The organism is Sulfitobacter sediminilitoris, assembly GCF_010667575.1.
Lineage (GTDB): Bacteria > Pseudomonadota > Alphaproteobacteria > Rhodobacterales > Rhodobacteraceae > Sulfitobacter > Sulfitobacter sediminilitoris.
Genome location: NZ_JAABNT010000002.1, coordinates 115,274 through 140,531 on the forward strand (window position 1 = coordinate 115,274; position 25,258 = coordinate 140,531).

Here is a 25,258-nt window from a genome sequence, read left to right on the forward strand (position 1 = left end):
TTTTCTTAGGTCGATGCGTTTGAAAGTTGCTTGGCGCTAACACCGTCAAGCGCCTCTTTTGTGAATACGCGCAGGCCCAGATCGGGCCGGTATCCATGAATCTCGCTCACGTCCAGCGCGCGCATAAAGTCGAGAATTTCATGACTGATCACCTGTCCAGGAACAAGGATCGGAAAGCCGGGTGGGTATGGAATGATAAAGCTCGCGGAGACCACGGTTTCGCCCGCTTCCATCGCGTCCTTCAATGATCCATCAAGATCAAGGTAATCGCAGTTGGTGTCATCATAGCTCAGATAATACGCGGTCCGAATGTCGCCCTCCGGTGTGTCTGGTGCCTTGAATGCATCATGGAACCTGCTGAAATCAGGCAACGGCGGATAATGCTCCATCAGGTTTGCAACCCGCTTGTCAAAGCTCATCTTCTCCATACGGCTGGCATCATCCAGACGTTCATCCAGTGACTTGGCGATCTCAACCAAGACTTCGATCAGATAGGCCACGCTGGAGCGCGTTGTGCCGATGTTCGTCATGAACAGAACAGTATTGCGGGACGTCTTGTTGATCTGAATGCCGTAGCGGTCCATCAGGATATCGGTCTTGAAGGTGTCACCATCCCAACCGGTGCCGCCGACAGCGAGTGTCACGCGGGTCGGGTCAAGCACGAACTCATCCTGTTCGTAGCAATCCCACATGTCCGTCCAGCCCTGTTCGGTATCGTAATAGCTGGTCACACCGCTTTCACGATGCTCTTCGGGGATCATGTCGCCTGCGGTCAGGACCTTGAAATACTTGGTCAGCAATGGGTGATCCGAAATCGCCCGTCGCATCGACATCGCCGCCTCGACCTGACGCTGAACAAACTCAAAGCCTTCGAGTTCGACCTGTCTGCGGCCAACGTCGAGGGATGCAATGATCTGGTAGTTGGGCGAGGTCGAAGTATGGGTCATATAAGCTTCGTGGAAAGACTGCTCTACCTCACCTTTGAAATCCTGATCGTACACATGGATCATCGACCCTTGCCGCAGTGAAGTGAGCGTCTTGTGCGTTGATTGTGTTGTATAAACCCGCACCCTCGCATTCGGTGGCGGGATCAGGCGAGTCTTGAGTATCGTGTCCTCATCCGCATCTTTCAGCAGGCTCTGCTGCGCCTCGTACATACGTGCATGTGGTTCCGAACGCAGCTTTTCGCGTAACCGATTTGCCGCCTCCATTCCGGTGCGCTGGCGGTACGTTGGACTGAAACGTGCGAAGGCAAACCATGCCTCGTCCCACAGGAAAATCAGGTCCGGCTTGATCGCAAGACATTCTTCCATCACCCGCTCAACGTTATAGACCAGTCCGTCAAAGGTGCAGTTGGTCAGCAGCAGCATTCGAACGCGATCCAGCTTGCCCGCCGCTTTGAGTACCAGCAACTGGCGCTTGATCTCGTGCAATGGCACAGCACCGTACATGGAATATTCGTTCAGTGGATAGCTATCCAGATAACAGACCTGCGCACCCGCCAGCACCATCCCGTAATGGTGCGACTTATGGCAGTCACGGTCCACCAGAACGATATCGCCGGGTTTGATCAGCGCTTGGACAACGATCTTGTTACAGGTCGAAGTACCGTTGGTGGCAAAGAAGGTCTGCTTGGACCCAAAAGCGCGCGCCGCCAGTTCCTGTGCTTCCTTGATTGGGCCGTGCGGCTCAAGCAGGGAATCCAGACCACCGGATGTGGCTGAGGTTTCTGCCAAGAAGATATTGGGGCCATAGAACGCGCCCATGTCCTGAATCCAATGTGACCGCGTGATCGACTTGCCCCGGCTGATCGGCATGGCGTGGAAAACGCCTGTGGGCTGCTTGGAATACTCGACAAGCGCCGTGAAGAACGGCGATTTGTTACGCGCCTGCACACCGCGAAGGATGTTCAGGTGCAATTCCATGAAGTCTTCCTGATTGTAGAAAACCCGGCGGCAAATACCCAGATCAAGGCCCGCAATATCTTCCACGGACCGCTCTGTAACCAGATAGGCGTCAAGTTCCGGCCGCACCTTGGCAACCATCCGACACAGCTCAGGACCATAGAATTCAGGCTGCAGCGCGTCGATTTCGTCACGGCCTCCGGCGCGCGCCAGATACCGGGTCAGAATATCCTGATCGATCTTGGATTTCAGCGTGAGGCCCGGACGGACCACGATGGCCTGAATATTGTGATTGAACAGAACCGCAATCAGCGCATCCTCAAGGCTGTTCACCACGACAGGTTCATAAATGAACGAATCTTCAGACCGCCGCATGCGGTTCACGTTGGACTTCAGCCAGCGCTCCTGCTGTTCGTTGACATTATCGACGATCAAGACCTCAAAATAAGGCTTTGCCAGCGCGCGCGCCTCTGGTGGCAGCATCGCTTCGTCATCTTCTTCGTGATCAACGGTATCGCGATCAAGCGGGATATGGCGGCGGCGATAGGCTCCTGTCGTCAATGCCCGCGTAACTCGATTAACCGCAAAAGCGAGGTCGTCGTAATTGCCATGCTCATACTGCCGGCGCAGGTGATCAAAAGCGGACATCCCGGGAAACGCCCAATAAGGCTCGATTATTGCGAGAGAGTTGAAAAGCTCCTCGATCTTTTTGTTCAGGATCTTGGTTTCTCTGGCCTTCGGGTCGCGGGTCAAGGCCGCAGCCGCCTCGCGCAAGGCGCTCCAGCGGTCGGATCGCAATTGAATGGCTGACGAATACTCGTTCATCGAATGCATAGTCACTTCTCCATTTGGCGGAAAAGCTTCTACATCCGATCCCGGCGCAGAATGCGCCGGGGTCTTTGCAGTTGCTTATCCGCTGGATGTTTCTTCTGTGCCTGTCAGAACACCGGGTTTGACAGGAGGGTTAGGCATCCCCGCAGCGGGTGCTGCCGGGGTCTCAGATTCTGCAGGCATGTTCGCAGTGCCTGCGGAAGGGTTCGGAAGGGGTTCAGGCGCAAAACCGGTCTGGTGATGCGCGAAGCTTGGAAAGTTATCATGGCCTTTGAAGGCAGGTGCATCTGGCACTCGCTGCGCGGGCACATCTACGTGCAGCCCTGCGCGGCTCCCCTGTTGTGGTATTTCTAGCGGGCCCAACGTCTGCAGATAAGCATCGGTTCCACTATTCCGGTCATAAACTGAAAAATCGGTAGAACGGTCGCGGAAGGACTTAAGAACCTGCCCCAGTCCCTTCATCCCGGTTTCACGCTGACGGCGCACCATGTTCAGGTCGATCTCAATCGGGAACATGTCCTCTTGACCTGCCGACTGGTGCAGCACCATCGACGTTGGGTCAATAACGCAGGATTTGCCCACACCGCCCGCACCCAGACCGTTCACATCAAAGATGTAGCACTGGAACTGCGCCGCCGTCGCACGCGCGATTGCAAGCTCTGCGTCGCGGTCGGTGGTCCCTGTCAGCACGGGGTGCAACAGGACTTCGACACCCTGCGAGGTCAGCTGGCGCGTGGTTTCGGGGAACCAGATATCGTAGCAGATCGACAGGCCGAAACGGCCCACATCCGGCACATCAAAGACGCAGAATTCAGTACCCGCCGCAATGCCGCTCTCGTAAGGCCGGAACGGGAACATCTTGGCATAACGTCGGATCACCTCGCCTTCGGGGTTGATCACGACGGAGGTATTGTAGACACGTCCATCCTCGGGGTTTTTCAGGAACATTGAGCCGGGGATCAGCCAGACCCGATGCTTCTTCGCCGCTTCCTGAAACTGTTCAATCGTTTCATTCTCAGGTGGCAGCGCAAATTTGTCCAAGGGGCCAAATGGTGCCAGTTCGGAAAACAGCACCATCTGCGTCCATGGGAAACGCGCCATCAGGATATCAAGCCGATGGATCATACCATCGACATTTGAATGCAGGGCATTGACGTACATCTGCACGCCAGCAATTGCGAAAGGGGTCATATCTTAACACTCCGTGAAACACGGCGCGGGGCGAATATCGCCTGGGGAGGAGCGCCGATTTGTTCCGGTCTTACGCCCATAAAAGGGTAAGGGGAACAGGCGATATCACACCATGTTAACACAGCCTTGCAAGGCAGATATGAGCGTTGCGCAAAGATGACAGTTACGCCGCGGCCTGCTCACGCGGGCTGCGCGCGGCACGCCCTCTTTGCAGGAACACGACGAGCGCCAGCAACAGAAGCGCCGGAATGAACATCAGGTACTTCGTCGGTTGCGGCACAGGCTTGAGCACCCGCAGCACCTCCTGATCCCAATCAAGACCTGCATTCTGGGCGGCTGAATCAAAACTGACATCGTCGATGATCATCTTTTCACCATCGGTGCGGAAAAGAAGCCCTGCGTTCTCCAGCTTCTCCTCGCCAGTCGCCCCTTCGGCAATGGGCAAGATCGCCACAAATTCAATCGGATCACCCAGATCATTCATACCCGCAACGCGCAGCCGCAAATCTTCGCCCGGTGGCGTGTCATTGGCGGCCTGTTGGATCTCTGTTGGCGCGACCTCGTCAAATGGAGGTGCGACCATGTCCATCCAGAAGCCCGGCCGGAACAAGGTGAACGCAATCAGAAGCAGGGCGATCGTTTCGTAAAAGCGGTTCTTGGCAAAGAACCAACCTTGGGTCGCCGCCGCGAAAAGCAGCATCGCAATGGTCGCGACGATAAAGACGAAGATACCCTGTCCCCATCCCACGCCGATCAACAGCAGTTCAGTGTTAAAGATGAACAGGAATGGCAGTGCTGCGGTGCGCAGCGAATAGAAGAACGCGACCACACCCGTCTTGATCGGATCACCGCCCGACACAGCAGCGGCCGCAAAGGACGCAAGGCCAACCGGGGGCGTCACATCCGCCATAATGCCGAAATAGAACACAAACAGGTGGACGGCGATCAATGGCACGATCAGGCCATTCTGCTGGCCAAGTGTCACGATAACAGGGGCAAGCAATGCAGACACGACGATGTAGTTCGCCGTTGTGGGCAGGCCCATGCCAAGGATCAACGACAGGATTGCCGTCAGCGCCAGAATGGCGAGGATATTGCCGCCCGACAGAACTTCGACCACGTCAGCAAGGGCAGAGCCCACGCCGGTCTGGCTGACCGCGCCCACGATAATACCCGCAGTCGCCGTGGCGATGCCGATACCGATCATGTTGCGCGCACCGGTGACCAGACCGTCGATCAGGTCAAGAAATCCGTCTTTGATATCAGACGCCAGTTTGCTTTCGCCGCGCATGATGGCCATCAAGGGCCGCTGCGTTAGCAGGATAAAGACCATATAGGCAGACGCCCAGAAAGCGGAGAGGCCCGGAGACAGACGATCTACCATCAACGCCCAGACCAGCACGACAACCGGCAGGATAAAGTGCAGACCCGAACGCGCGGTCGGCCCGGGCATTGGCAAGGCCGTTACTTCAGCGTTCGGATCATCCAGCTTGAGCGGCTCTTCCTTGCTCGCCACATACAGCAGGGCAACGTAGATCAACGTGATGAAGGCAAAGATGATGTAAGACGCTGTCTCAGGGAATGCCGGACGGATCCAACCCATGCCGTAGTAGACCGCGAAAGACAGCGCGCAAATCGCCGCGATGGCAAAGGCCGTGCCGATCAGCCGCTGCACAATAGGCTTGGGCGTATAGGCGCGGGGCAGACCCTGCATACCGGCTTTCATTGCTTCAAGGTGAACAATGTAGACCAAAGCGATGTAGGAAATCACCGCAGGCAGAAAAGCGTGTTTGACCACGTCAAAATAGGGGATGCCGACGTATTCCACCATCAAGAAGGCCGCCGCCCCCATCACGGGCGGCATGATCTGGCCATTGACGGATGAAGCAACTTCCACGGCCCCTGCTTTTTCAGATGAGAAGCCAACCTTCTTCATCAGCGGAATGGTGAATGTGCCGGTGGTCACAACGTTGGCGATTGAGGAACCAGAGATCAGACCGGTCATGGCCGACGCAACGACCGCAGCCTTGGCAGGTCCGCCGCGCATGTGGCCCATCAGGCTGAACGCAACCTGGATAAAGTAGTTGCCTGCGCCCGCACGATCCAAAAGGGAGCCGAACAAGACGAACAGGAATACAAAACTGGTAGAAACGCCCAAGGCGATGCCAAAGACGCCTTCGGTCGTGATCCACTGGTGGTTCACGATCTCAGACAGGCTGTTGCCCTTATGTGCAATGATGCTGGGCATGTTCGGGCCAAGTACGGTGTATAGCAAGAAGACCGACGCAACGATCATCAGTGCGGGCCCAAGAGCGCGACGCGTTGCTTCCAGCAAAATCATGATGCCGATGGTGGCGACCACATAATCCTGCATGATCGGCGCACCGACGCGGTCGGCAATGTCCCGATAGAACAGGAATAGATAGAGGGCAGCACCTGTACCTGCGATGGCCAGCGCCCATTCCCAGATTGGGACGCGATCCTTGGGCGAGCCCAGCAAAACGGTTGCAGCGACAGCAATCGCCGGAATCGGGATCCACCACGTCGCAACACCGTCTTTGGCAGCCACCATAAACAGAACTGCAAGGGCAAGTGGGACAACGGTGCCCAATACGACCTGAAATGTCGTTCTGGCGGCGGGGAACATCATGATGCCAAGAAAAACCGCGAACCCAAGGTGAATAGAGCGCGCCAGCGTGTCGTTAAACAACCCGAATGGCGACGCGATATAAAGCTGGAAAAGGGACCAGGCGAGCGCAACAAGCATTAAAAGGGTCCCGACGCCCCCACCAACTGATCGTCCGCCGGTGTCCGAAGAGGCGACAAGTTCATCCAGTTCTTCTTGGCTCAAACCACCGTGGCCGGCGGCTGCGGCCTCAACGGCGGCAGCCTGCTGCTGTTCTCTTTCGGTCATGTCAGTCCCCCTGATATGCCCGGCTTTGTACCGGTGCCTTATCAAACATGCTTCATCGGAGAAGCGTTGTGATGGCGACCTCCTGGACCGCCATCACATTTTTCAAACGTACTGTGGATTACATCCAGCCGCGTTCTTTGTAGTACTTCTCGGCACCGGGGTGCAGAGGCGCGGAAAGACCGCCCGAGATCATTTCTTCCTCGGTCAGGTTTTCAAATGCAGGGTGCAGGCGCTTGAACCGGTCAAAGTTGTCAAAGACAGCCTTTACCACCTGATAGATCGTGTCTTCGTCAACATCGGCGGATGTCACGAAGGTCGCCTTGACGCCAAAGGTGTTTACGGTTTCATCCGTACCTTTGTACATGCCGCCCGGAATGCTGGCAGCAGCGTAATAGGGGTTGTCCGCGATCAACTTGTCGATCGCCGCACCGGTGACGGGAACCAGTTCCGCGTCGATGGTGGATACCGCCTCCTGAATGGAGCCATTGGGGTGGCCCACGGTGTAGATGATTGCGTCGACCTTGTTGTCGCCCAGTGCTGCCGCTTGCTCAGCAGGCTTCAGCTCGGATGCGAGCGCAAAGTCATCCAGTGTCCAGCCTTTGGCATCCATCACGACTTCCATCGTGGCGCGCTGACCAGAGCCAGGGTTGCCGATGTTGACGCGCTTGCCTTTGAGATCGTCGAATGACTTGATACCGCTGTCTTTGCGGGCAATCACGTTGAACGGCTCTCCATGGACAGAGAACACGGCACGCAGATTGTCGAACTTGTCACCTTCGAATTTCGAGGTGCCGTTATACGCGTGGAACTGCCAGTCAGACTGGGCCACGCCCATGTCCATGTCACCCGCCTTGATCGCGTTGATATTGGCAATCGAGCCACCTGTGGACGGCGCGGTGCACTTCAGACCATGATCGGCGGAGCCCCGGTTCACCAGACGGCAAATCGACTGACCCACGACAAAGTAGACGCCCGTCTGGCCGCCTGTACCGATCGTAATAAACTTCTCTTGTGCAGTTGCTGCCGTACCGGCGACCATGGCCCCGGCAAGTGCAAGCATCTTGAACATCTTCATGCTTTTCTCCCTTTTGTTATAGTATCGCGTCCCGCTGTTTTTCGCTGGACGCGCCGTCTTGAGACAGATTTCAATCCCCGTATTCATCCAGGAAACCAAGACGAAATACGTGACATGTGTCTCTCTTCCCGCGCTGTTTGTCAGACTTCAAAAGCTGCCTGCACAGGAATCTAAGAATCAGCTTAGGGAGGTTTCTGCCACTCTACAAGTAAGCTTTTCGCACAGGCATCAATTCCTTCTATTATATTGAAATCGTTTGGGAATTTTATGAATTGAAACCCAAGATTGCTCATTTTGAGTGCATAAGATTTTCTGGTTCGTGTGGACCAATAGCTTGCGAAAATCCAATATCTCGTCACACTGAAGCAATTGGAAACATTCACCGCGGCAAAGGGGACGACATGCCAGATCTTGGGGACATGAAAAGGTTCACGACTTTTGCAGGTGTTGCGGTGCTGACCGTTATTTCACTTGTCCTGATGATCGTCTGGTCGTGGTGGTTTTTCATCCTTTTTGCTGTCTTTGCGGTGCTGACCACGATGGGCGTTTATGACGTCACACAGACCAAGCATTCGATTTTGCGGAACTACCCGGTGCTGGGGCACATGCGGTTCTTTTTTGAAGGGATCCGGCCGGAAATCCGGCAGTACCTGATCGAGTCAGATCAAGATGAAGAACCTTTCAGCCGCGATGATCGCAGTCTGGTTTACCAGCGGGCCAAGGGTCAGGAGGATGCGCGTCCTTTCGGGACAAGACAGCGCGTTTATGACGCCGGATATTCGTGGGTCACCCATTCGGTACAGCCTGTGCACATCGAAGATTTCGATTTCCGCACCACCATCGGCGGACCCCAGTGTACCAAACCGTATTCAGCTTCGCTTTATAATATCTCCGCGATGAGCTTTGGTTCGCTTTCAGCAAATGCAATTCAGGCATTGAACACCGGGGCCAAGCTGGGCGGTTTCGCCCACGATACCGGAGAAGGATCTGTCAGCCGCTACCACAAGGCGGGGGGCGGAGATCTGGTTTATCAATTGGCCTCCGGCTATTTCGGCAGCCGCGCTGAGGACGGGTCATTCGATCCGGATAAATTCAGGGAGACAGCATCACTTGATCAGATCAAAATGATCGAATTAAAGCTCAGTCAAGGCGCCAAACCCGGACACGGCGGCCTGTTGCCTGCATCCAAGATCACGCCCGAAATTGCGGAAGCGCGTGGCGTGCCGATGGGCAAAGACTGCGTGTCGCCCGCTGCCCACTCGGCGTTTTCGACGCCGATTGAAATGATGGAATTTCTGGCGCAATTGCGCGAACTGTCTGGCGGCAAACCGGTAGGTTTCAAGCTTTGCATCGGGCACAGGCGCGAGTTCATGTGCATGGTCAAAGCCATGTTGAAAACCGGGATCGTTCCAGACTTCATTGTGGTGGATGGCACCGAAGGTGGGACGGGTGCTGCCCCTGTTGAATTTTCTAACCACGTCGGGATGCCAATGATCGAAGGTCTGACCTTTGTACATAATACGCTGCGCGGCGCTGGGTTGCGCGATCAGGTTAAAGTCGGGGCAGCAGGCAAGATCGTATCCGCTTTTGACATCGCCCGCGCATTGGCGCTGGGGGCTGATTGGTGCAATGCTGCGCGCGGTTTCATGTTTGCGGTGGGTTGTATTCAGGCGCAGGCATGCCACACAAACCACTGCCCCGTAGGTGTCGCAACACAAGACAAGATGCGGATGCGCGCACTGGACGTGGAACACAAAAGCAAACGGGTCGCGCGGTTCCATCATAACACCATGGAAGCACTAGGAGAGATGACCGGGGCGGCAGGCCTGCACCATCCCAGCGACTTTCTGCCCTATCACCTGATGCTGCGGCAGGGTGACAAAAGCATGGCCGAAGGCAACGATGTCTACACGTATCTGCCCGAAGGTTTCCTGTTGGATGATAAGGCGGAAGACTTTCAGGGACACAAGGCGCGTTGGGGACGTGCTCGTGCAGAATCCTTCGCGCGTGTCGACTGATCTTCATGCCAATTGGGCACGCACTTGTCGCTGAAATGCAAGTGGCTGTCCCATAAGAAAAGGCGCGCAGAACATCTGCGCGCCTTTCAAAATGCTTTGCTGAGACTTAGCCTTCTGCGACAGCAGCCTGAACAGCCGCTTCGAGAATTGCGAGGCCTTCATCAACAACTGCGTCAGATGCTGTCAGCGGCACCATGATACGCAGCGCGTTGCCGTGCATGCCACAGCTCAGCAGCAGCAGACCACGTTTCAGCGCATGGGCAATCACACGCTTGGTGAAATCTGCGTCCGGCTTGGCTGTATCAAAGTCGGTGACGAATTCGACCGCCACCATCGCGCCAAGGCCACGAATGTCCCAGAACCGGTAGGGTGCAGAACGTGTGCCAATCTCAGCCAGACGCGCCTTGAGCGTTTCGCCCATTGCGGTGGACCGGGCCAGCAGGCCTTCGTTCTCAATCGCGTCGATCGCGGCAAGAGCTGCGGCGCATGCAACAGGGTTTCCGCCGTAGGTGCCGCCCAGACCGCCAGGGTCCATCGCGTCCATAACGTCAGCGCGACCGATGACACCAGCCAGCGGATAACCACCAGCCATCGACTTTGCCACGGTGATCAGATCCGGCACGACGCCCGAATGCTCAATCGCGAACCATGTACCGGTACGGCCAAAGCCCGCCTGCACTTCATCAGCAATCAGCAGGATACCGTGTTCGTCACAGATGGCGCGCAGTTGCTGCATCATCTCGAATGGGACGGGGACATAGCCGCCCTCGCCCAGAACGGGTTCGATAATGATCGCGGCCACACGGGACGGCTGCGCGTCGGTCAGGAAGAGATTTTTCAGACCAATGATCGCGTCGTCAACGGTGATGCCGTCACGAACCGATGGAAAAGGTGCGCGGAAAACATCGGCAGGGAAGGGGCCAACGTCCTTCTTGTAAGGAGAGACCTTGCCGGTCATGCCAAGCGTCAGCAGCGTGCGGCCATGGTAGCCGCCAGTGAAGGCGATCACACCGGGGCGCCCGGTGGCAGCACGTGCGATTTTCACCGCATTTTCAACGGCCTCTGCACCCGTGGTGACCAGCAGGGTTTTCTTGGGCGCATCACCGGGTGCCAGCGCATTCAGACGCTCCGCCAGTTCAATGTAGGGCGCATAAGGCACAACCTGGAAAGAGGTGTGGGTATAATGATCTTCTTGCGCTTTTGCCGCATCAACCACTTTGGGGTGACGGTGGCCGGTGTTGAGCACGCCAATGCCGCCGCAGAAGTCGATGTAGCGGTTGCCTTCAACATCCCAAAGCTCGGCGTTCTCAGCGTATTTTGCATAGATCGGAGCGGCAGAGGCGACACCACGTGGCACGGCCGCCTCGCGACGGGCGACCAGTTGTGCGTTGGTCACATCAGCGCCGGCAACAGCCTCTGAAACGATATGATCAACAACGTTCTTGGCTTCAGACTTGACCTCGGCCTTCTTTTTCGGGGCAGCCTTGCGGCGCGATTTTTTAACTGTGCTGGACATTTTACGAATCCTTTGATGAAAACGCGGTCTTGGCGTTTAAAAAATGCTATCCTAGTGTTTAATATACTTGTCAATTGATCTTTTGTCATTAATTGAATTTTTTGACAGCCCCAGCTGATTTTTGCCTGTGACAACAGGCGTGCACGGCGCTACGACAGACACACAACACTGCAAGGATTGCTGCATTGGACATCGGACAAAAGCTTAAAACGATCCGCAAAAATCGCGGCTTGTCCCAACGCGAGCTTGCCGCACGGGCGGGGCTGACCAATGGCACCATATCCCTGATCGAACAAAACCGGACAAGCCCGTCGGTGGCGTCGCTCAAAAGCCTGCTTGATGCGATTCCAATCAGCATGGCGGAATTCTTCTCAACCATCGAAGACACTGACACACCAAAAGTTTTTTACAAAGCATCTGAGTTCACAGAGATCGCACCGGAGAGCGACGGCAAGCTGTCGTTGCGGATGTTAGGCGATGCGCAAAATCATGCGCTCCAAGTCCTGCACGAGACATATCCGCCCGGCGCCGATACTGGACCTGAAGAGATTTCCCATGAGGGAGAAGAGGCCGGTATCGTGGTCAGCGGAACAATTGAAGTCACCGTAGATGGTCATACCTCTGTGTTGCATCCCGGCGACGGGTATCTTTTTGACAGCCGCCTGCCCCATCGGTTTCGCAACACAGGCACATCGGTGTGCGAAATCGTCAGTGCCTGTACACCACCAAGCTTTTAAAGTCGGACATGCAAATGGCCCCGACGCAAAGCGACGGAGCCATTTGGCCATTGACTACGGGTGACCTACCGGTCTGATTTTGATTTGCGGCCTCTGTCAGACCTGTTTGGAAAACCGTCGTTTCTGTCCGAGATTTCCCGTCGATTGTTGGTCGTGAGAGTAACGATGATAATCGCCACCAAAATCAGGCTCGCCAAGCCACCAAGGAATAGGTCGGTGGTCATTTTGAGTCCTTTCTACACTCCGTTTCAAAGCCCCAACGGGTGAACAGGGACGATAGTTCCAGATAAAATTCTGCTTTTCTGCAGCGCGGCATCAATCAGTCAATAATCGTAGATCTGTTTTGCCTCCTGAGGGATCGGGAATGTAATTTCGATCGTATATTGATCCTCGGTCTCCTCGACGTTGATTTGACCGTTCAGTTGTCTGGCAAATGCGTGAATCAACTTCGACCCAAGACCAGTGCCTTCCTGTTCAGGCACCCCGCCGGTTGTGTTGCGCAGACTGAGTTTCGCGTGATCTGGTCCATCGTAGTCCAGCTTTATCTCAATCTCGCCCCCACGCCTGTCGTCGTTTGTCACGTATTTCAGCGCATTCGTAACCGCCTCGGACACCAAAAGAGTGAGTGGTGCCGCATCATCTGCCTCAAGGCTGATCGGCTCATATTTCTGGGTCACCTTTACGTTGGACCCGGGCGCCAACCCAACGGACAAAAGCTGGTTCACACTTTCATGCAGCAGGACAGATGCGTCTACCCGCACCAGATCGTCATTCTGATAAAGGTTCTTGTGCACCGTGGCGAGGCTGAGGATGCGTTCCTGAAGCCTGCGCAGAACAAGGCTTGCGTCTTCAGTCTTGGCCTGTCGAATTTGCATGTTCATGATGGAAGAGATCAGTTGCAGGTTGTTCTTGACCCGGTGATGAACCTCTTTCAGCAGAATATTCTTTTCACGGAGACTGTCTTCAAGCGTCGCTTCATCTTGCAGAATGCTCTCACCCATGTTGATGAAGGCCGCTTCCATCTCGACCAGTTCCGTTGGCACCCCCCCGCCGAGTGTCTGCTGCGGCAGGTTACGGTTCAGGGCAAAGCGCCGCATTTGGCGCACTAGCTTTCTGATGTGCCGGATCGCAAGCCGATTGAGCGCCCAAAAAGCCACAACCAAGCTTGCCGCCCACATCACGATTGGCACGAACGCGCCAAGTCTTGTCACAATAGAAGGGTTGAGAAATGGCGTGTTCGCGGGCCAAACGCTGACCGCAAAGACCGCATCCTGTACAATTGGGCGAATGGCATAAACGCGTTGAGCGCCGGCCAGGTTTTCTGCTTCGAAAACCGCAGAATCCTGACCTGTGAATACGGCAAGTGCTACGTCTGCAGGCAATTCATCCGCGGAAACATCCAAACCACGCTCGCTCGTGATAATTTCCCCATGCCTGTTAAAGGTCATCAGGGCAAGCGGAGACATCTGCAACGCTGGTTCTTTAATAGTTTCATAGGCTTCGGAGGGAATCGAAATGACGACAAGTCCAACCAGATCGGATCCTTCAAACACCGGCGTTGTCACTGCAGTTACCCGGCGGTTGGTTACTGTGCTTGATTCGATTGGGCTGATACGCCGGGAAGGATCGGCAAGCGCCTCTATGAACGTCGGGTTCTCAGAAAAGTCATAGGTAGAACCGGCCGATGAGCAGGCCATGATACCAGTGGTCGGAATAAAACCGACAAGATTATAGAATGGATTGGCCTCTTGGTACGCACGGAAGAAATCTGAACATTCTTTAGCGTCGTGACGATGCAATTTAACAATTGAAGCGACCGCGTTCGCGGCACCAAACGCTTCTTGCAAGATCTGCGCTTCGGCAGTTGCTGCCTGTTCGGTTATCGCGACCAAGGAAAGTTCAGCGTTCAAACGGTTCTGACCTGCAATTTGCTGGGTCTGGCTGATCGCTATCAAACCGATGGGCAACAAAGCAAGTGACAGGAAGAAAAGCACACGAAATGCTAATCCCCTGAGGAGGTCACCGCTAAAAAAGCCCGAAGTCATGATTAAAAGGAGGAAACCTTAGAGGCTGACAAGACCGACATCGTTGCATCATCGGTCATCTCCATCGCCTCGTTTTCGTTATGGCCTAGAATCTCGGCAAGCCGGGCGCGGGCGCGATTTGTACGGCTTTTGATCGTACCGACGGCAACACCACACATTTCGGCGGCTTCTTCGTAAGAAAAACCAGACGCACCAACCAACAGCAGCGCCTCGCGCTGTTCGTCTTTCAACTGGCCAAGTGCCCGCCGGAAATCAGCCATCTGCATATGACCGTCATGTGCGGGCTTTTCAGCCAAGTTTTCCGTAAAGACACCATCGACATCCGCGACTTCGCGCTTTGCTTTGCGCCGGTTCGAGTAGTAGGTATTGCGCAAAATCGTAAAGAGCCACGCGCGCATGTTGGTGCCTTCTTGGAATTTGTCGATGTTGGTCCACGCTTTCACCAGCGTGTCTTGCACCATGTCGTCCGCAATGGCGCCATTCCGCGTCAGGCTTATTGCAAACGCGCGCATCGCCGGAAGGTGATCTACCAGTTCCTCGCGGGGATCAGAGCCGCTCATTTCTGAGAGCCTTGTTCAGCATCCTGCTGCTTGAGTTGGCTAAGAAGTTCCTTGAAACGGTCCGGTATACCTTCATCCAAAGTCTGGTCGAAGACTTTTTTCAGGTTCTCGTCGATAGCCCGTTCGCGATCGTCTTTTTTTGGCGTATTCACAAAATCGACCTCTGTCTGCCGCGCAAATTGCGCGCATTAAATTTTCGCCCACATGGGAACCAAACGCACTCTGACGCGTTTGGTTCCCAGAAATTCAAAAAAAGAGGACTGCCTCGATGAGCGAAGCATCGCAAGACCACCACATTAGTGACCAGCTTGGGGCAAACATCCCCTACCTCCGTCGGTTTTCCCGCGCCATGACCGGTAGTCAACAAAGCGGTGATACCTTTGCAGCAGCCACGCTGGAAGCGATCCTTGCAGATAGATCGGTACTGGATGGACATGATGTAAAGACTGGTCTCTTCAAGGTATTGTATGGCATTTGGGCCAGTGCGGGTGCTCCCGTCGATGATGGTGAAAGCGGCGCGCGCGCCAAGGCGCAGCGCCGGTTGGCCAGCCTGACAAACAATAGTAGAGAGGCCCTCTTGCTGCACACAATCGAAGGCTTTTGTTTTGATGAGGTAGCACAGATTATCGGTGTTCAGCAGGCCGAAGCGGAAGACCTGATCAGTATTGCCCGGCGCGAGATGGCCGACAGTACCGCTGGTTCCGTGATGATCATCGAGGATGAAGCGATCATTGCGATGGATATCGAATCTATTGTCGCTGAGATGGGTCACCGCGTAACCGGCATCGCTCGTACCCGCGACGAGGCAATCGCTCTTGCCCGTGCTGATGCGCCGGATCTTATCCTTGCTGACATCCAGCTTGCCGACAATTCATCTGGCATTGATGCCGTCAATGACATCCTGCAAGAGCTGGGTGAGCGTCCTGTGATTTTCATCACGGCATTCCCAGAACGGTTGCTGACCGGCGACAAGCCTGAGCCAGCCTTCCTGATCTCCAAGCCCTATTCCGTCGATCAGGTTGAATCTTCTGTATCGCAAGCGATGTTCTTTTCATCCACGGAAACACTCAACGCCTGACAGCGGTCGTTTTGAAATCCAAAAGCCCCGGTCAAATGCCGGGGCTTTTTTGTTGGAACCATATCATCTCTGCGACGTTGCTTTCACAACGAAATTCTAAACAACGCAAGGAGAACCATATCATGGCAAGCTCTGCTAAATCATCATCCACCAACGGGCGCGCATCAAATAGTAACATCTCGATCGAAGATCTCTCGAACCAGATCGAGATCCTCAAGTCCGACATTTCGACCCTGACCGATACGTTAGGCGAATACGCAAAGGCGAAAGGTGTAGAGGCGGGCGAAACTGCCAAGGTTAAAGCCCAGAAGGTCGCAGACGCTGGTCGCGAAAAGGCACTTGAAGCTCAGCTTCATGCTGAAGATTTTGTGCGAACACAGCCTGCCGCAGCGCTTGGTTTGGCGGCTGGGCTGGGTTTTCTTGTCGGCATGATTACGTCGCGACGTTGATATGTTTGACCGCTTGATCCATCAGGCGCAGGACGCTGCAGCCCGGACCGCTCGGAAAACTGCGATTGGTCTGGGCGCTGTCATTTGTATTGGGGTTGGCGCTGGCTTTCTGACAGTGGCGGCATGGCTTTTTATCACGTCTGTTACTACAGCACTAAACGCAGCTTTGATCATTGGCGGGGCTTATTCAGGAGTTGGACTAATCCTGATCGGAGTTTTATCTTCGAACTCCCAGCCGAAGACAGAAACACGCCAAACACATCAAGCGTCTTCTTCACAGTCCCCTGATGACATAGGACCGAAAATTGTCGAAGCCTTTATGACTGGTCTGAAAGCAGGCCAGCGGTCGCGGACTTAACAATCGCGATAAGACTGTCACTGCTAAACGGGCGTGGTAAATAGAAGAACGAAGCACCGCTTTCGGAGCTTTCTGGCGCCGCGTCGCCAATCACAACAAAGCTGACATCAGGCATCATTCGGCTCAACTGATCGAGGGGTGTTTGCACCAAATCTGAAGACAAAGAGAGAATTGCAACAACAGGGGCCGCCAGCCCAAATTACGTTTCAGCGACACCTTCGATTGTCTCAGCCAAAGCAACTGTTTGGTCTGAGAATTCTTCTAGCAAAGCTTCACAAATGTCTGCCCGCACGAAGGGGTCTTGCTCAAATACGATAAACGGCACGCGCACTCTCACCTTTATTAAGATGCCAATTTAGATGGCCGCGCAGAAACTCGCATTAAACTATGACATACGAAGGGCTGAAAAATTCATGACGACCAAATGCCTTAACTGCCCGCTGCATCGCAAAGACCTTTTCAAGTCGATGACCACGGAAGAGTTGGGCTTTATGCAGAAATTCAAAGTGGGCGAACTGACCGTCGATCCGGGTACACCCATCTTGATGGAAGGTTCCAACGCGCGCAGCTCTTTACCGCATTGTCGGGGATGGGCATACGCGATACCGCGCTTGAAAACGGTGAACGGCAGGTCATCAGCTTTGTGTTTCCCGGTGATTTCATAGGCCTTCAGGCGGGCGTACTGGGAGAGATGGCACATTCGGTAGAAGCACGGACGCACATGCGTCTTTGCGTATTTGACCGGTCGGAATTCTGGAACTTTTTCCGCTCAAATCCGTCACGCGGCTTTGACGTGACTTGGCTTGCCGCAGTCGAGGAACACTTCTTGGGAGAAGCGCTTGCCACACTCGGTCAGCGCAGTGCGATTGAGGCGATTTCATGGGCCTTGGTTAAGGTGTTTCAACGCGGTAGGGCACTTGATATGGTGACCCGCAATGAAATGGAGTTTCCGTTTACGCAGCGTAACTTAGCGGATGCCTTGGGATTGTCCTTGGTCCATACAAACAAGACATTGAGCAAGCTGAAAGACCGGCAGCTTGCAACTTGGAATGACGGCATTTTGCGCATCAACGATCTGGACGCTTTGGCCGAACTTGGCATTACGTCAACCGACATGCCCAAAGAACGTCCGTTGATGTAATCTAACTCTCGATTTCGATGACCTTATCCGCAGCGTAGGCACCTCGCGAACCAGCTGGCTTGGAAGGACCAACTGTGCTGTCTTTTTTTGTGCGCAATTCAATCTGGGCATTCAGTGCCGCGCCGTAGAGCACCAGAAAACTGCTGATCCATAGCCAGATCAGCATTGCGATGACCGCCCCGATAGATCCGTACACCTGGTTATAATTGCCGAAATTCGCAACATAATAGGAGAACCCGGCTGACAAGATCACCCAGAACACAACCGCAACGACCGCGCCAACAGAAAGCCATTGAATGCGCGCCGCCTTGCGATTGGGTCCGTAGCGGTACAGCAGTCCAATACCGGCAAAAAGAACCGCGACAGCAACGATCCAGCGCAACACCTCAACCAGCAGCGTTCCAACGAAACCCAGCGGAAAAAATGCCAGTACCACCGGCAGCACCACGAGGCTCATCAAGGAGATGATGCCGACAGCAACCAATCCAATGGTAAGCAACAAAGCCCGAAAGTAATGCTTGGCCGTGTTCCTGTCCTTCTCCTTGTAGACGGAATTCAGTCCCGTGATCATCGCCCCCACACCCGCGCGCGCAGACCACAGGGCAAGAATCAACGACAACACGCCAGCCCACCCCAATTTGTCACTGCTGGTGGTGACAAGGCTGACAACCTGTCCGTTCAGAATCTCGTAGACGTCATTCGGCATGAATGGGCGCATCTCTTCCAACTGCGCGATAACCACCACCGGATCCGATATCAGCCCGAGAACCGCAATCAGCGCTGCAAGTCCGGGAAACAGTGACAACATGGAAAAAAACGCCACGCCCGCCGATATCAGGGCGAGGTTGTTCTCTCCCACATGTGCAAAGCTCGCCTTTAACGCGTCCCAATATCCACGCAGACCCAATGCTGGCATATGTTTTCCCATCCCGGTTCGCGGTTCCTTTTACAGGTCTTCTTCTACATCATCACGGACCTGACCCCACGCAACGAGGGTAAAGACGAGTGTACCGCCAAAGATATTCCCCGCGAGCACAGGCAGGAAGAAACTAAAGATCGCGCCGCTCGCGCCCAGTTCTCCTTGCAGAACCAATACGGCCATCTCGACTGAACCCGCGACGATATGGGTGAAGTCACCGGCGGCAATCAACCAAGTGAAGGTGAGGATCAGAAAAAACGCAGCCTCGTCTGCCTGTGGCAGCATCCAGACGATCAGCGCGACGATAACGCCCGCAGGAATGGCACGCCAGAAACCGGTTGAGGCACCCATGCCCGTCGCATGGCGCGAAAGCTCTTCGATCGCCGGTATAATCTCTGGCGGAAGCGCGGGCGTGTAGACGAACAAGGCAGCGGCCGCGAAAGCACCAATGACGTTCGCAAACAACACGATACTCCAAAGCCGCATCATAGAGCCGAAAGCTGCAAGCGTGCGTTCCCGCATGATGGGCAGGACGGTCGTGATCGTGTTCTCTGTGAAAAGCTGCATCCGGCCCATGATCACAGCCAGAAACCCAAGGGAATATCCAAGGTTTTCAATCAGGTAACTGGCCGGGTTGTCGGGCAGATAAGTTCTGAAAACCGCCTCACCAAGGACCGAAAGGCTGATCAGCATTCCCGCCGCAATGCCCGACCAGATCAGTGACCGCTTGGTGCGCGCCAGTTCTTCTTCGCCATCACGACGAATAACCTCGTAGATCAGCTTGGGCGACAATGCTGCCGCATCTTTGACTGACTTTTCCTCTGCCGCCTCCTCAACACTCTCGTTGCGGGCGTACTTCGTCATCAAGGGGGCCATCTGTATTCATTTCCTAATCTTGTCCGTTGTTTCAAATAGTGCTGAAAGAGGGTTTTGACAGGGTAGACTTGCATTCGATACGCAGTGGCCCCAAGCCTTTGCACAAAGGGCAACAAAGGACATACCATGATCACCCAATCCACTGATTTGACCGATGCCATCCGCGACAGGTTTGCGCATGTGGATGTCTGCCCTTTTCAGGGTCCCCGTATCTTTTTCGAGAACGCAGGCGGCGCGCTGACGCTGAAATCGGTGGTTGAGACATCGGCGACCTATGCTGCGATCCCTGACAACCAAGGGCGGGACAACCCTGCCTCGGCCGCCCTAGGAAAAGCCATCGCACAAGCCAAGGCGGACATGGCGCTGTTTTTCAATGCCCCGACCGGGCGGTTTTTTGTAGGGGAATCAGGCACAGAACTGACCTTTCGACTGATCCGTACTGCGGTGATGGGCAGCGAAGCGGGCGGCTCTGTGATCGGGTCTTCGGTGGAACATCCGGCCTCGCGAAGCGCGGCGCAGCATTGGGCCCAGATGGCAGGCAAACCCTACATCAGCGTTGCGCATGATGATGCGACCGGGCAAGTCACCCCAGCCGCTTACGCCGCTGCAATAACCCCCGATGTGCGCGTTGCGACGATCCTGCACACCTCACCCGTGACAGGCATCGCGAACGACGTGGCCGGCATCGCCACCGCGATCCGTGCAACTGCCCCCGACGCCTTCATTTTTGTCGATGGCATCCAGCATGCCAGCCACGGACGTATCGACATCGCCAGCTACGACATAGACGGCTACGTCGTCTCTCCCTACAAGGTCTTCTCGCGGCATGGATACGGGGTGGCCTGGGCATCGGACCGGCTTACTGCACTCCCGATTGAAACGCTCAAGGACGGCCCGGCAGGCAACTGGGAGATGGGCACGCGCGACACCGGGGCATATGCGACATTCTCCGATGTTGTGCGGTATTTTGACTGGCTTGGGAGTACAGTCTCGGATGAGACAGATCCCCGTGCGCGCATCGAAGCCGCCGGTGCGGCGATCCATGCCCATGAGAAGGCGCTGACCGATGCGATACTGCATGGGATCGACAATCTGCCCGGCATCGCGGATTTGCCCGGCGTTACCATTCTGGGTGGCGTCGATAACCCGGATCGCGAAGGGCTGGTGTGTTTCGCCCTTGATCATGTCCCGGCCGCCGAGATCGTCGAGAAATTGAACGCTCAGGGCATCCGCACCCATATCCGACGTGCGGATCATTATTCTGGCAACATCCTAGCGCCTTTGGGGATGGAGGCCGCAGTGCGTGTGTCTTTGTGCCATTACAACACCCTCGAAGAGGTGCGCAGCCTCCTTGCCGCGATGAAAGAGATTTCCGGGTAGCTGCAAAGGGACCACTTGCCAAATCAGCGCCGCCGTTCAACCATGCGTCCATGACCACAGTCCTTTCTTCCGCCATCGATGCAAAACGGGACGATCTGATCGCCCTGACCCAAGATCTGATCCGCATTCCAACACTCAACCCGCCGGGGCGGGATTATCGGTTGATCTGCGAGTATCTGGACAAACGTCTGGCCGATCATGGTTTCCAGACCGAGCTGATCCGCGCCCATGGCACCCCAGGTGACAGCGACAAATATCCGCGCTGGAACATGGTCGCGCGGCGCGAAGGCACACATCCCGGCGACTGCGTCCATTTCAACAGCCATACCGACGTGGTCGAGGTCGGTGCTGGCTGGACCTTTGATCCTTTTGGCGCCGAAGTGTCGGATGGCAAGATTTACGGTCGCGGCACTTGCGACATGAAAGGGGGGCTTGCGGCCTCCATCATTGCGGCAGAGGCATTCATTGAAACCCACCCGGATTTCGCCGGTGCCATCGAGATTTCCGGCACGGCGGACGAGGAAACAGGCGGCTACGGCGGCGTCGCCTACCTTGCAGAACAAGGGTATTTCGATCCGAAACGCGTCCAGCATGTGATCATCCCCGAACCTTTGAACAAGGATCGTATCTGTCTGGGCCATCGCGGCGGCTGGTGGGCCGAGATCGAGACCAAGGGCGAAATTGCCCATGGCGCGATGCCTTTTTTGGGGGACTGCGCCGTGCGCCACATGGGCGCGGTCTTGCAGGAATTCGAAGACAAGCTCTTTCCCGCCATGGCCGCCCGCTACACCGAGATGCCCGTGGTACCGGAAGGGGCGCGGCAGTCTACGATGAACATCAATTCGATACATGGCGGGGAGGCAGAGCCAGAGCCGGGGTTTACCGGTCTTCAGGCTCATTGCGTCCCCGACAGTTGCCGGATCGTGATCGACCGCCGATTTCTGGTCGAGGAATCACTCGATCAGGTACGCGGCGAAGTCACCGATCTGCTTGAAGGTCTGCGCAAAACACGCGCCAACTTTGACTATGAGATCACGGAGCGGAACTCGGTGCTGCCCTCAATGACAGACAAGGGCGCGCCCATTGTCACGACCGTCGCGCGCGCAATCGAGGACGTGATGGGCAAGGAGCCGCAGTATGTGGCGTCCCCCGGTAGTTACGATCAAAAGCACATCGACCGGATCGGTACGCTGAAGAACTGTATTGCCTACGGACCGGGGATTCTTGATCTGGCACACAAACCGGATGAGTACATTGGCATCGACGACATGATCGACAGTGCCAAGGTCATGGGTGCAGCATTGCAGACCCTGCTGTTGCCGACGTCAGACTAGGTCTCTGCCGAACGCAGCGCCAAGCCATCCACAATGGCGGTCAGGGCCGCGCCGCGATGCACCTGCGCTTTTGGCAGACGGGACGTCAAAGCCCTTTCTACCACCTGCATCAAACTCGATCCGCCGACGAAGATCAGCTTCTTGACTGCTTCCGGTGCCAGCTGTGCCTGCGCCAACGTCGCCTCCGCAGCGTCGCCAACCTGATCTGCAAGCCCCGATAGTTTCCGGGTCATCATCTCAGCCGGCAGGGGCAGGGTCGCGCCCCGTTTCAGCATATCCAGCCGGATCACCGGGTCCGCCACATCAGGCGTATTCGCCATGATCTTTCCCGCTTCCACCGCAAACGCCAGATCATGGCCCAGCTCTTGCTCAAGCACCTTCACAAGCCGGGCAAGGCGCTTTTCGTGGACCGCATACTTGCGCAGTTCCTTGGCCGCGCGGACGGTGTCAGGACCATATAGGAACGGGATCTTTGCCCAAGTCGCCAGATCGTTAAAGATCGCATTGGGCGCTATGTGCGTTTCGTTCCCAAAGGCATGCCGGATCGGGCTGCTCATCCCCAACTGCGGCATGACACGCGCGATGCTGAGACGCCGGTCGAAATCTGTCCCACCAATCCGCACACCGTAGCTGGACAGAATATCGATACCTTGCCCTTCGTCCTGTCGGAACAACGTAAAATCCGATGTGCCGCCGCCAATATCAACGATCAGCCCCAGATCACCGCGGGCCAGCACCTCGCGGTTCGCCAGTGCAGCAGCCTCCGGCTCATTCAGGAATCGGACCTCTTTAAATCCCGCCCGCGCATAGCATTCCGTCAGATCGGTCAAGGCCTGCGCATCGCGTCTTGCATCTTCGGAATGAAACCGCACCGGACGACCTGACAAAGCGCGGTCAAATTGCTTGCCTGTCGCCGCCTCTGCCCTTGCCTTCACCTCCGCCAGAAATCGCGCGATGATTTCGATGAAATCGATCCGCTCTCCCAACAACATTCGGCTTTCGCGGATCAGCCGCGTGCCCAACAGGCTCTTGAGGCCGCGCATATAACGCCCTTCGTCCCCGCGCAAAAGCGCCGCGCTGGCCTCTGGCCCCATGACCATCTTCTTCGCCTCAAAATCAAAGAATACTGCCGTCGGAATTGTCTGCGCATCACCTTCAAGCGGGATCAGATGCGGTTTGCCACCCACGCAGATGCCCGCCGCGGAATTCGACGTTCCGAAATCAATTCCTAGTGTTTCCGCCATTTTCCACTGCCCCTTCGCAAGGGGCGTGTCCCTACTGGTAACGGTGACCAAACGCAAACCCTTCTTTGCGGGCACTGGTCAGCACCGGGAGTTTTGGCTAGCCTTCGATCATAACCAATAATGGGAGACCACCATGATCCACCTTCGCCACTTCCTGCTTGGCGTCAGCACGGCTGCCCTGATGGCCGGTGCCGCGCTTGCCAAGGATGACATCACCGTAGCACTTCAGCTTGAGCCGCCACATATGGACCCGACCTCTGCCGCTGCAGGTGCCATCGACTCGGTGCTGTATTCCAACGTGTTTGAGGGACTTACCCGGTTCATGTCTGATGGGTCTGTTGTGCCTGGTCTGGCTGAATCCTGGGAGATTTCCGATGATGGGCTGACCTACACATTCAAGCTGCGGGACGGCGTGACATTTCACGACGGCACCACCATGGACGCAGAGGATGTTAAGTTTACCCTCGACCGCATCGGAGCAGAAGACAGCGCAAATGCGCAAAAAGCACTTTATGCCGCGATCTCTGAGGTCAACGTGGTCGACCCGCTGACCGTTGAGGTGAAGCTGTCAGAGCCAAACGGCAACATGATCTTTAATCTTGCCTGGGGCGATGCGGTGATCGTGGCACCGGAAAGCATTGAGAACATCAAACAGCAGCCGATTGGCACCGGCGCGTTCAAATTCCAAAGCTGGACACAGGGCGACAAGGTCGAACTGGTCCGCAACGACGATTACTGGGGCGACGCCCCCGCGCTGGCATCTGCCACGTTCAAGTTCATTTCTGACCCAACAGCCGCCTTTGCCGCTGTCATGGCAGAGGACGTGGACGTTTTCTCGGGCTTCCCCGCCCCGGAAAACCTGCCGCAGTTCGAGGCTGATCCGCGTTTTCAGGTCCTCGTCGGTTCGACCGAAGGGGAGACGATCCTGTCCACCAACAACAAGATGCCCCCTTTCGACAATGTGAAGGTGCGCGAAGCGATGGCTCATGCCATCGACCGTCAGGCAATCATCGACGGTGCGATGTTCGGCCTTGGCACACCCATCGGCACCCATTTCGCGCCGCACAACCCCGCCTATGTCGATCTGACAGCACAGTCGAATTATGACCCAGAGAAAGCCAAGGCATTACTGGCCGAGGCAGGGTTTGCCGATGGGTTTGAGACCACGCTGCACCTGCCACCCCCTTCTTATGCCCGCCGCGGTGGTGAGATCATCGCGTCTCAGCTGGCTGAGGTTGGCATCAAGGCCGAGATCACCAATGTCGAATGGGCGCAATGGCTGGAAACCGTGTTCCGGGGCAAGAATTTTGGCCTGACGATCGTCAGCCATACAGAGCCGATGGACATCGGGATCTATGCCAATCCGGATTACTACTTCCAGTACGACAACAAGGCGTTTCAGGATCTGATCGCCAAGCTGAACGTCACCAGCGACCCGGACGCGCGCAACCAGATGATGGCCGAAGCGCAAACTATCATCGCGGATGACTACGTGAACGGCTACCTGTTCCAGCTCGCCGCCTCGACCGTGGCCAAGGCGGGTGTGCAGGGGCTTTGGGCCGACGCACCCACGCAGGCAACGGACCTGACCGGTGTCAGCTGGGCCGAATAGGTCACGTCCTGGGAAATAACAAAGGCCCTCGTTCTGCGGGGGCCTTTGCCTATCCAAAGCCGGTTTGGCGGGACCA

At 55.7% G+C, this 25,258-nt stretch carries 20 protein-coding genes and 1 pseudogene; 8 read left to right on the forward strand and 13 right to left on the reverse strand.

Annotated features, from left to right (window positions below):
* Nucleotides 1-5: 5 nt before the first annotated feature.
* From GV827_RS03465 to GV827_RS03480, 4 genes are all read right to left on the reverse strand, one after another.
* Nucleotides 6-2,738, reverse strand: coding sequence for an aminotransferase class I/II-fold pyridoxal phosphate-dependent enzyme (locus GV827_RS03465; RefSeq protein ID WP_164352315.1), 2,733 nt, complete (start codon nt 2,736-2,738; stop codon nt 6-8).
* A gap of 75 nt (nt 2,739-2,813) precedes the next feature.
* The gene (locus tag GV827_RS03470; protein WP_164352316.1) at nt 2,814-3,926 is read right to left on the reverse strand and encodes a carbon-nitrogen hydrolase family protein; all 1,113 of its coding nucleotides are present in this window, start codon (nt 3,924-3,926) and stop codon (nt 2,814-2,816) included.
* Between the two features lie 163 nt (nt 3,927-4,089).
* Complete coding sequence (locus GV827_RS03475) at nt 4,090-6,840, reverse strand: TRAP transporter permease (RefSeq protein WP_164352317.1); 2,751 nt, start codon at nt 6,838-6,840, stop codon at nt 4,090-4,092.
* 118 nt (nt 6,841-6,958) lie between these two features.
* Nucleotides 6,959-7,915, reverse strand: a complete 957-nt coding sequence (locus tag GV827_RS03480) for a TAXI family TRAP transporter solute-binding subunit (protein WP_164352318.1) — start codon at nt 7,913-7,915, stop codon at nt 6,959-6,961.
* Between the two features lie 401 nt (nt 7,916-8,316).
* On the opposite strand from GV827_RS03480, the gene GV827_RS03485 reads away from it, so the two are divergent.
* A complete protein-coding gene (locus tag GV827_RS03485; RefSeq protein ID WP_164352319.1) occupies nt 8,317-9,933 on the forward strand; it encodes an FMN-binding glutamate synthase family protein in 1,617 nt (538 codons plus the stop codon).
* 106 nt (nt 9,934-10,039) lie between these two features.
* Here GV827_RS03485 and gabT read toward each other — a convergent pair whose 3' ends face one another.
* Nucleotides 10,040-11,449, reverse strand: coding sequence for a 4-aminobutyrate--2-oxoglutarate transaminase (gene gabT / locus GV827_RS03490; protein ID WP_164352320.1), 1,410 nt, complete (start codon nt 11,447-11,449; stop codon nt 10,040-10,042).
* 185 nt (nt 11,450-11,634) lie between these two features.
* On the opposite strand from gabT, the gene GV827_RS03495 reads away from it, so the two are divergent.
* On the forward strand, nt 11,635-12,186 hold the full coding sequence (locus GV827_RS03495) for a cupin domain-containing protein (RefSeq protein ID WP_164352321.1): 552 nt from the start codon (nt 11,635-11,637) through the stop codon (nt 12,184-12,186).
* Between the two features lie 65 nt (nt 12,187-12,251).
* Here the strand turns inward: GV827_RS03495 and GV827_RS03500 are convergent, their stop codons facing one another.
* From GV827_RS03500 to GV827_RS03515, 4 genes are all read right to left on the reverse strand, one after another.
* Nucleotides 12,252-12,410 carry a hypothetical protein gene (locus GV827_RS03500; RefSeq protein WP_164352322.1) on the reverse strand — a complete coding sequence of 53 codons (159 nt, stop codon included), beginning with the start codon at nt 12,408-12,410 and terminating at the stop codon, nt 12,252-12,254.
* A 99-nt stretch (nt 12,411-12,509) separates the two neighbouring features.
* Complete coding sequence (locus GV827_RS03505; protein WP_164352323.1) at nt 12,510-14,231, reverse strand: sensor histidine kinase; 1,722 nt, start codon at nt 14,229-14,231, stop codon at nt 12,510-12,512.
* A 2-nt stretch (nt 14,232-14,233) separates the two neighbouring features.
* Nucleotides 14,234-14,791, reverse strand: coding sequence for an RNA polymerase sigma factor (locus GV827_RS03510; protein ID WP_164352324.1), 558 nt, complete (start codon nt 14,789-14,791; stop codon nt 14,234-14,236).
* Nucleotides 14,788-14,943 carry a NepR family anti-sigma factor gene (locus tag GV827_RS03515; RefSeq protein WP_164352325.1) on the reverse strand — a complete coding sequence of 52 codons (156 nt, stop codon included), beginning with the start codon at nt 14,941-14,943 and terminating at the stop codon, nt 14,788-14,790. Before GV827_RS03515 ends, GV827_RS03510 begins: the two co-directional genes overlap by 4 nt.
* A gap of 116 nt (nt 14,944-15,059) precedes the next feature.
* Here GV827_RS03515 and GV827_RS03520 point away from each other — a divergent pair, with 116 nt between their 5' ends.
* Together GV827_RS03520 and GV827_RS03525 are read left to right on the forward strand one after the other, a co-directional pair.
* Nucleotides 15,060-15,869, forward strand: a complete 810-nt coding sequence (locus GV827_RS03520) for a response regulator (protein ID WP_164352326.1) — start codon at nt 15,060-15,062, stop codon at nt 15,867-15,869.
* A 35-nt stretch (nt 15,870-15,904) separates the two neighbouring features.
* Nucleotides 15,905-16,318: a hypothetical protein gene (locus GV827_RS03525; RefSeq protein ID WP_235930220.1), complete on the forward strand. Its 414-nt coding sequence runs from the start codon at nt 15,905-15,907 to the stop codon at nt 16,316-16,318.
* 317 nt (nt 16,319-16,635) lie between these two features.
* Here the strand turns inward: GV827_RS03525 and GV827_RS23320 are convergent, their stop codons facing one another.
* Nucleotides 16,636-16,791 (reverse strand): hypothetical protein, encoded by a 156-nt coding sequence (locus GV827_RS23320; RefSeq protein ID WP_204325700.1) that lies wholly within the window; start codon nt 16,789-16,791, stop codon nt 16,636-16,638.
* Between the two features lie 298 nt (nt 16,792-17,089).
* Between GV827_RS23320 and GV827_RS03530 the strand changes: the two are divergent.
* A pseudogene (locus tag GV827_RS03530) lies at nt 17,090-17,817 on the forward strand (Crp/Fnr family transcriptional regulator).
* A 1-nt stretch (nt 17,818) separates the two neighbouring features.
* On the opposite strand, the gene GV827_RS03535 reads toward GV827_RS03530, so the two are convergent.
* Both GV827_RS03535 and GV827_RS03540 read right to left on the reverse strand, forming a co-directional pair.
* Complete coding sequence (locus GV827_RS03535) at nt 17,819-18,745, reverse strand: YihY/virulence factor BrkB family protein (protein ID WP_164352328.1); 927 nt, start codon at nt 18,743-18,745, stop codon at nt 17,819-17,821.
* Nucleotides 18,746-18,763: 18 nt separating this feature from the next.
* Nucleotides 18,764-19,612, reverse strand: a complete 849-nt coding sequence (locus tag GV827_RS03540) for a formate/nitrite transporter family protein (RefSeq protein ID WP_164352329.1) — start codon at nt 19,610-19,612, stop codon at nt 18,764-18,766.
* Nucleotides 19,613-19,738: 126 nt separating this feature from the next.
* Between GV827_RS03540 and GV827_RS03545 the strand changes: the two genes are divergently transcribed.
* Together GV827_RS03545 and GV827_RS03550 are read left to right on the forward strand one after the other, a co-directional pair.
* A complete protein-coding gene (locus GV827_RS03545; protein ID WP_164352330.1) occupies nt 19,739-20,992 on the forward strand; it encodes an aminotransferase class V-fold PLP-dependent enzyme in 1,254 nt (417 codons plus the stop codon).
* 50 nt (nt 20,993-21,042) lie between these two features.
* Nucleotides 21,043-22,326 carry an acetylornithine deacetylase/succinyl-diaminopimelate desuccinylase family protein gene (locus tag GV827_RS03550; protein ID WP_164352331.1) on the forward strand — a complete coding sequence of 428 codons (1,284 nt, stop codon included), beginning with the start codon at nt 21,043-21,045 and terminating at the stop codon, nt 22,324-22,326.
* Here the strand turns inward: GV827_RS03550 and GV827_RS03555 are convergent.
* Nucleotides 22,323-23,570, reverse strand: coding sequence for an Hsp70 family protein (locus GV827_RS03555; protein WP_164352332.1), 1,248 nt, complete (start codon nt 23,568-23,570; stop codon nt 22,323-22,325). The two genes, GV827_RS03550 and GV827_RS03555, sit on opposite strands and share 4 nt — an antisense overlap.
* Nucleotides 23,571-23,703: 133 nt before the next feature.
* On the opposite strand from GV827_RS03555, the gene GV827_RS03560 reads away from it, so the two are divergent.
* Nucleotides 23,704-25,182, forward strand: a complete 1,479-nt coding sequence (locus GV827_RS03560) for an ABC transporter substrate-binding protein (RefSeq protein WP_164352333.1) — start codon at nt 23,704-23,706, stop codon at nt 25,180-25,182.
* Nucleotides 25,183-25,258: the final 76 nt, after the last annotated feature.

What these genes read in the sequence shown, in the direction of transcription:
- GV827_RS03465 (WP_164352315.1), bottom strand. Translation starts at nt 2,738, where the DNA reads ATGCATTCGATGAACGAGTATTCGTCAGCCATTCAATTGCGATCCGAC.
- GV827_RS03470 (WP_164352316.1), bottom strand. Translation starts at nt 3,926, where the DNA reads ATGACCCCTTTCGCAATTGCTGGCGTGCAGATGTACGTCAATGCCCTG.
- GV827_RS03475 (WP_164352317.1), bottom strand. Translation starts at nt 6,840, where the DNA reads ATGACCGAAAGAGAACAGCAGCAGGCTGCCGCCGTTGAGGCCGCAGCC.
- GV827_RS03480 (WP_164352318.1), bottom strand. Translation starts at nt 7,915, where the DNA reads ATGAAGATGTTCAAGATGCTTGCACTTGCCGGGGCCATGGTCGCCGGT.
- GV827_RS03485 (WP_164352319.1), top strand. Translation starts at nt 8,317, where the DNA reads ATGCCAGATCTTGGGGACATGAAAAGGTTCACGACTTTTGCAGGTGTT.
- gabT (WP_164352320.1), bottom strand. Translation starts at nt 11,449, where the DNA reads ATGTCCAGCACAGTTAAAAAATCGCGCCGCAAGGCTGCCCCGAAAAAG.
- GV827_RS03500 (WP_164352322.1), bottom strand. Translation starts at nt 12,410, where the DNA reads ATGACCACCGACCTATTCCTTGGTGGCTTGGCGAGCCTGATTTTGGTG.
- GV827_RS03505 (WP_164352323.1), bottom strand. Translation starts at nt 14,231, where the DNA reads ATGACTTCGGGCTTTTTTAGCGGTGACCTCCTCAGGGGATTAGCATTT.
- GV827_RS03510 (WP_164352324.1), bottom strand. Translation starts at nt 14,791, where the DNA reads ATGAGCGGCTCTGATCCCCGCGAGGAACTGGTAGATCACCTTCCGGCG.
- GV827_RS03520 (WP_164352326.1), top strand. Translation starts at nt 15,060, where the DNA reads ATGAGCGAAGCATCGCAAGACCACCACATTAGTGACCAGCTTGGGGCA.
- GV827_RS03525 (WP_235930220.1), top strand. Translation starts at nt 15,905, where the DNA reads ATGCCGGGGCTTTTTTGTTGGAACCATATCATCTCTGCGACGTTGCTT.
- GV827_RS23320 (WP_204325700.1), bottom strand. Translation starts at nt 16,791, where the DNA reads ATGCCTGATGTCAGCTTTGTTGTGATTGGCGACGCGGCGCCAGAAAGC.
- GV827_RS03535 (WP_164352328.1), bottom strand. Translation starts at nt 18,745, where the DNA reads ATGGGAAAACATATGCCAGCATTGGGTCTGCGTGGATATTGGGACGCG.
- GV827_RS03540 (WP_164352329.1), bottom strand. Translation starts at nt 19,612, where the DNA reads ATGGCCCCCTTGATGACGAAGTACGCCCGCAACGAGAGTGTTGAGGAG.
- GV827_RS03545 (WP_164352330.1), top strand. Translation starts at nt 19,739, where the DNA reads ATGATCACCCAATCCACTGATTTGACCGATGCCATCCGCGACAGGTTT.
- GV827_RS03550 (WP_164352331.1), top strand. Translation starts at nt 21,043, where the DNA reads ATGACCACAGTCCTTTCTTCCGCCATCGATGCAAAACGGGACGATCTG.
- GV827_RS03555 (WP_164352332.1), bottom strand. Translation starts at nt 23,570, where the DNA reads ATGGCGGAAACACTAGGAATTGATTTCGGAACGTCGAATTCCGCGGCG.
- GV827_RS03560 (WP_164352333.1), top strand. Translation starts at nt 23,704, where the DNA reads ATGATCCACCTTCGCCACTTCCTGCTTGGCGTCAGCACGGCTGCCCTG.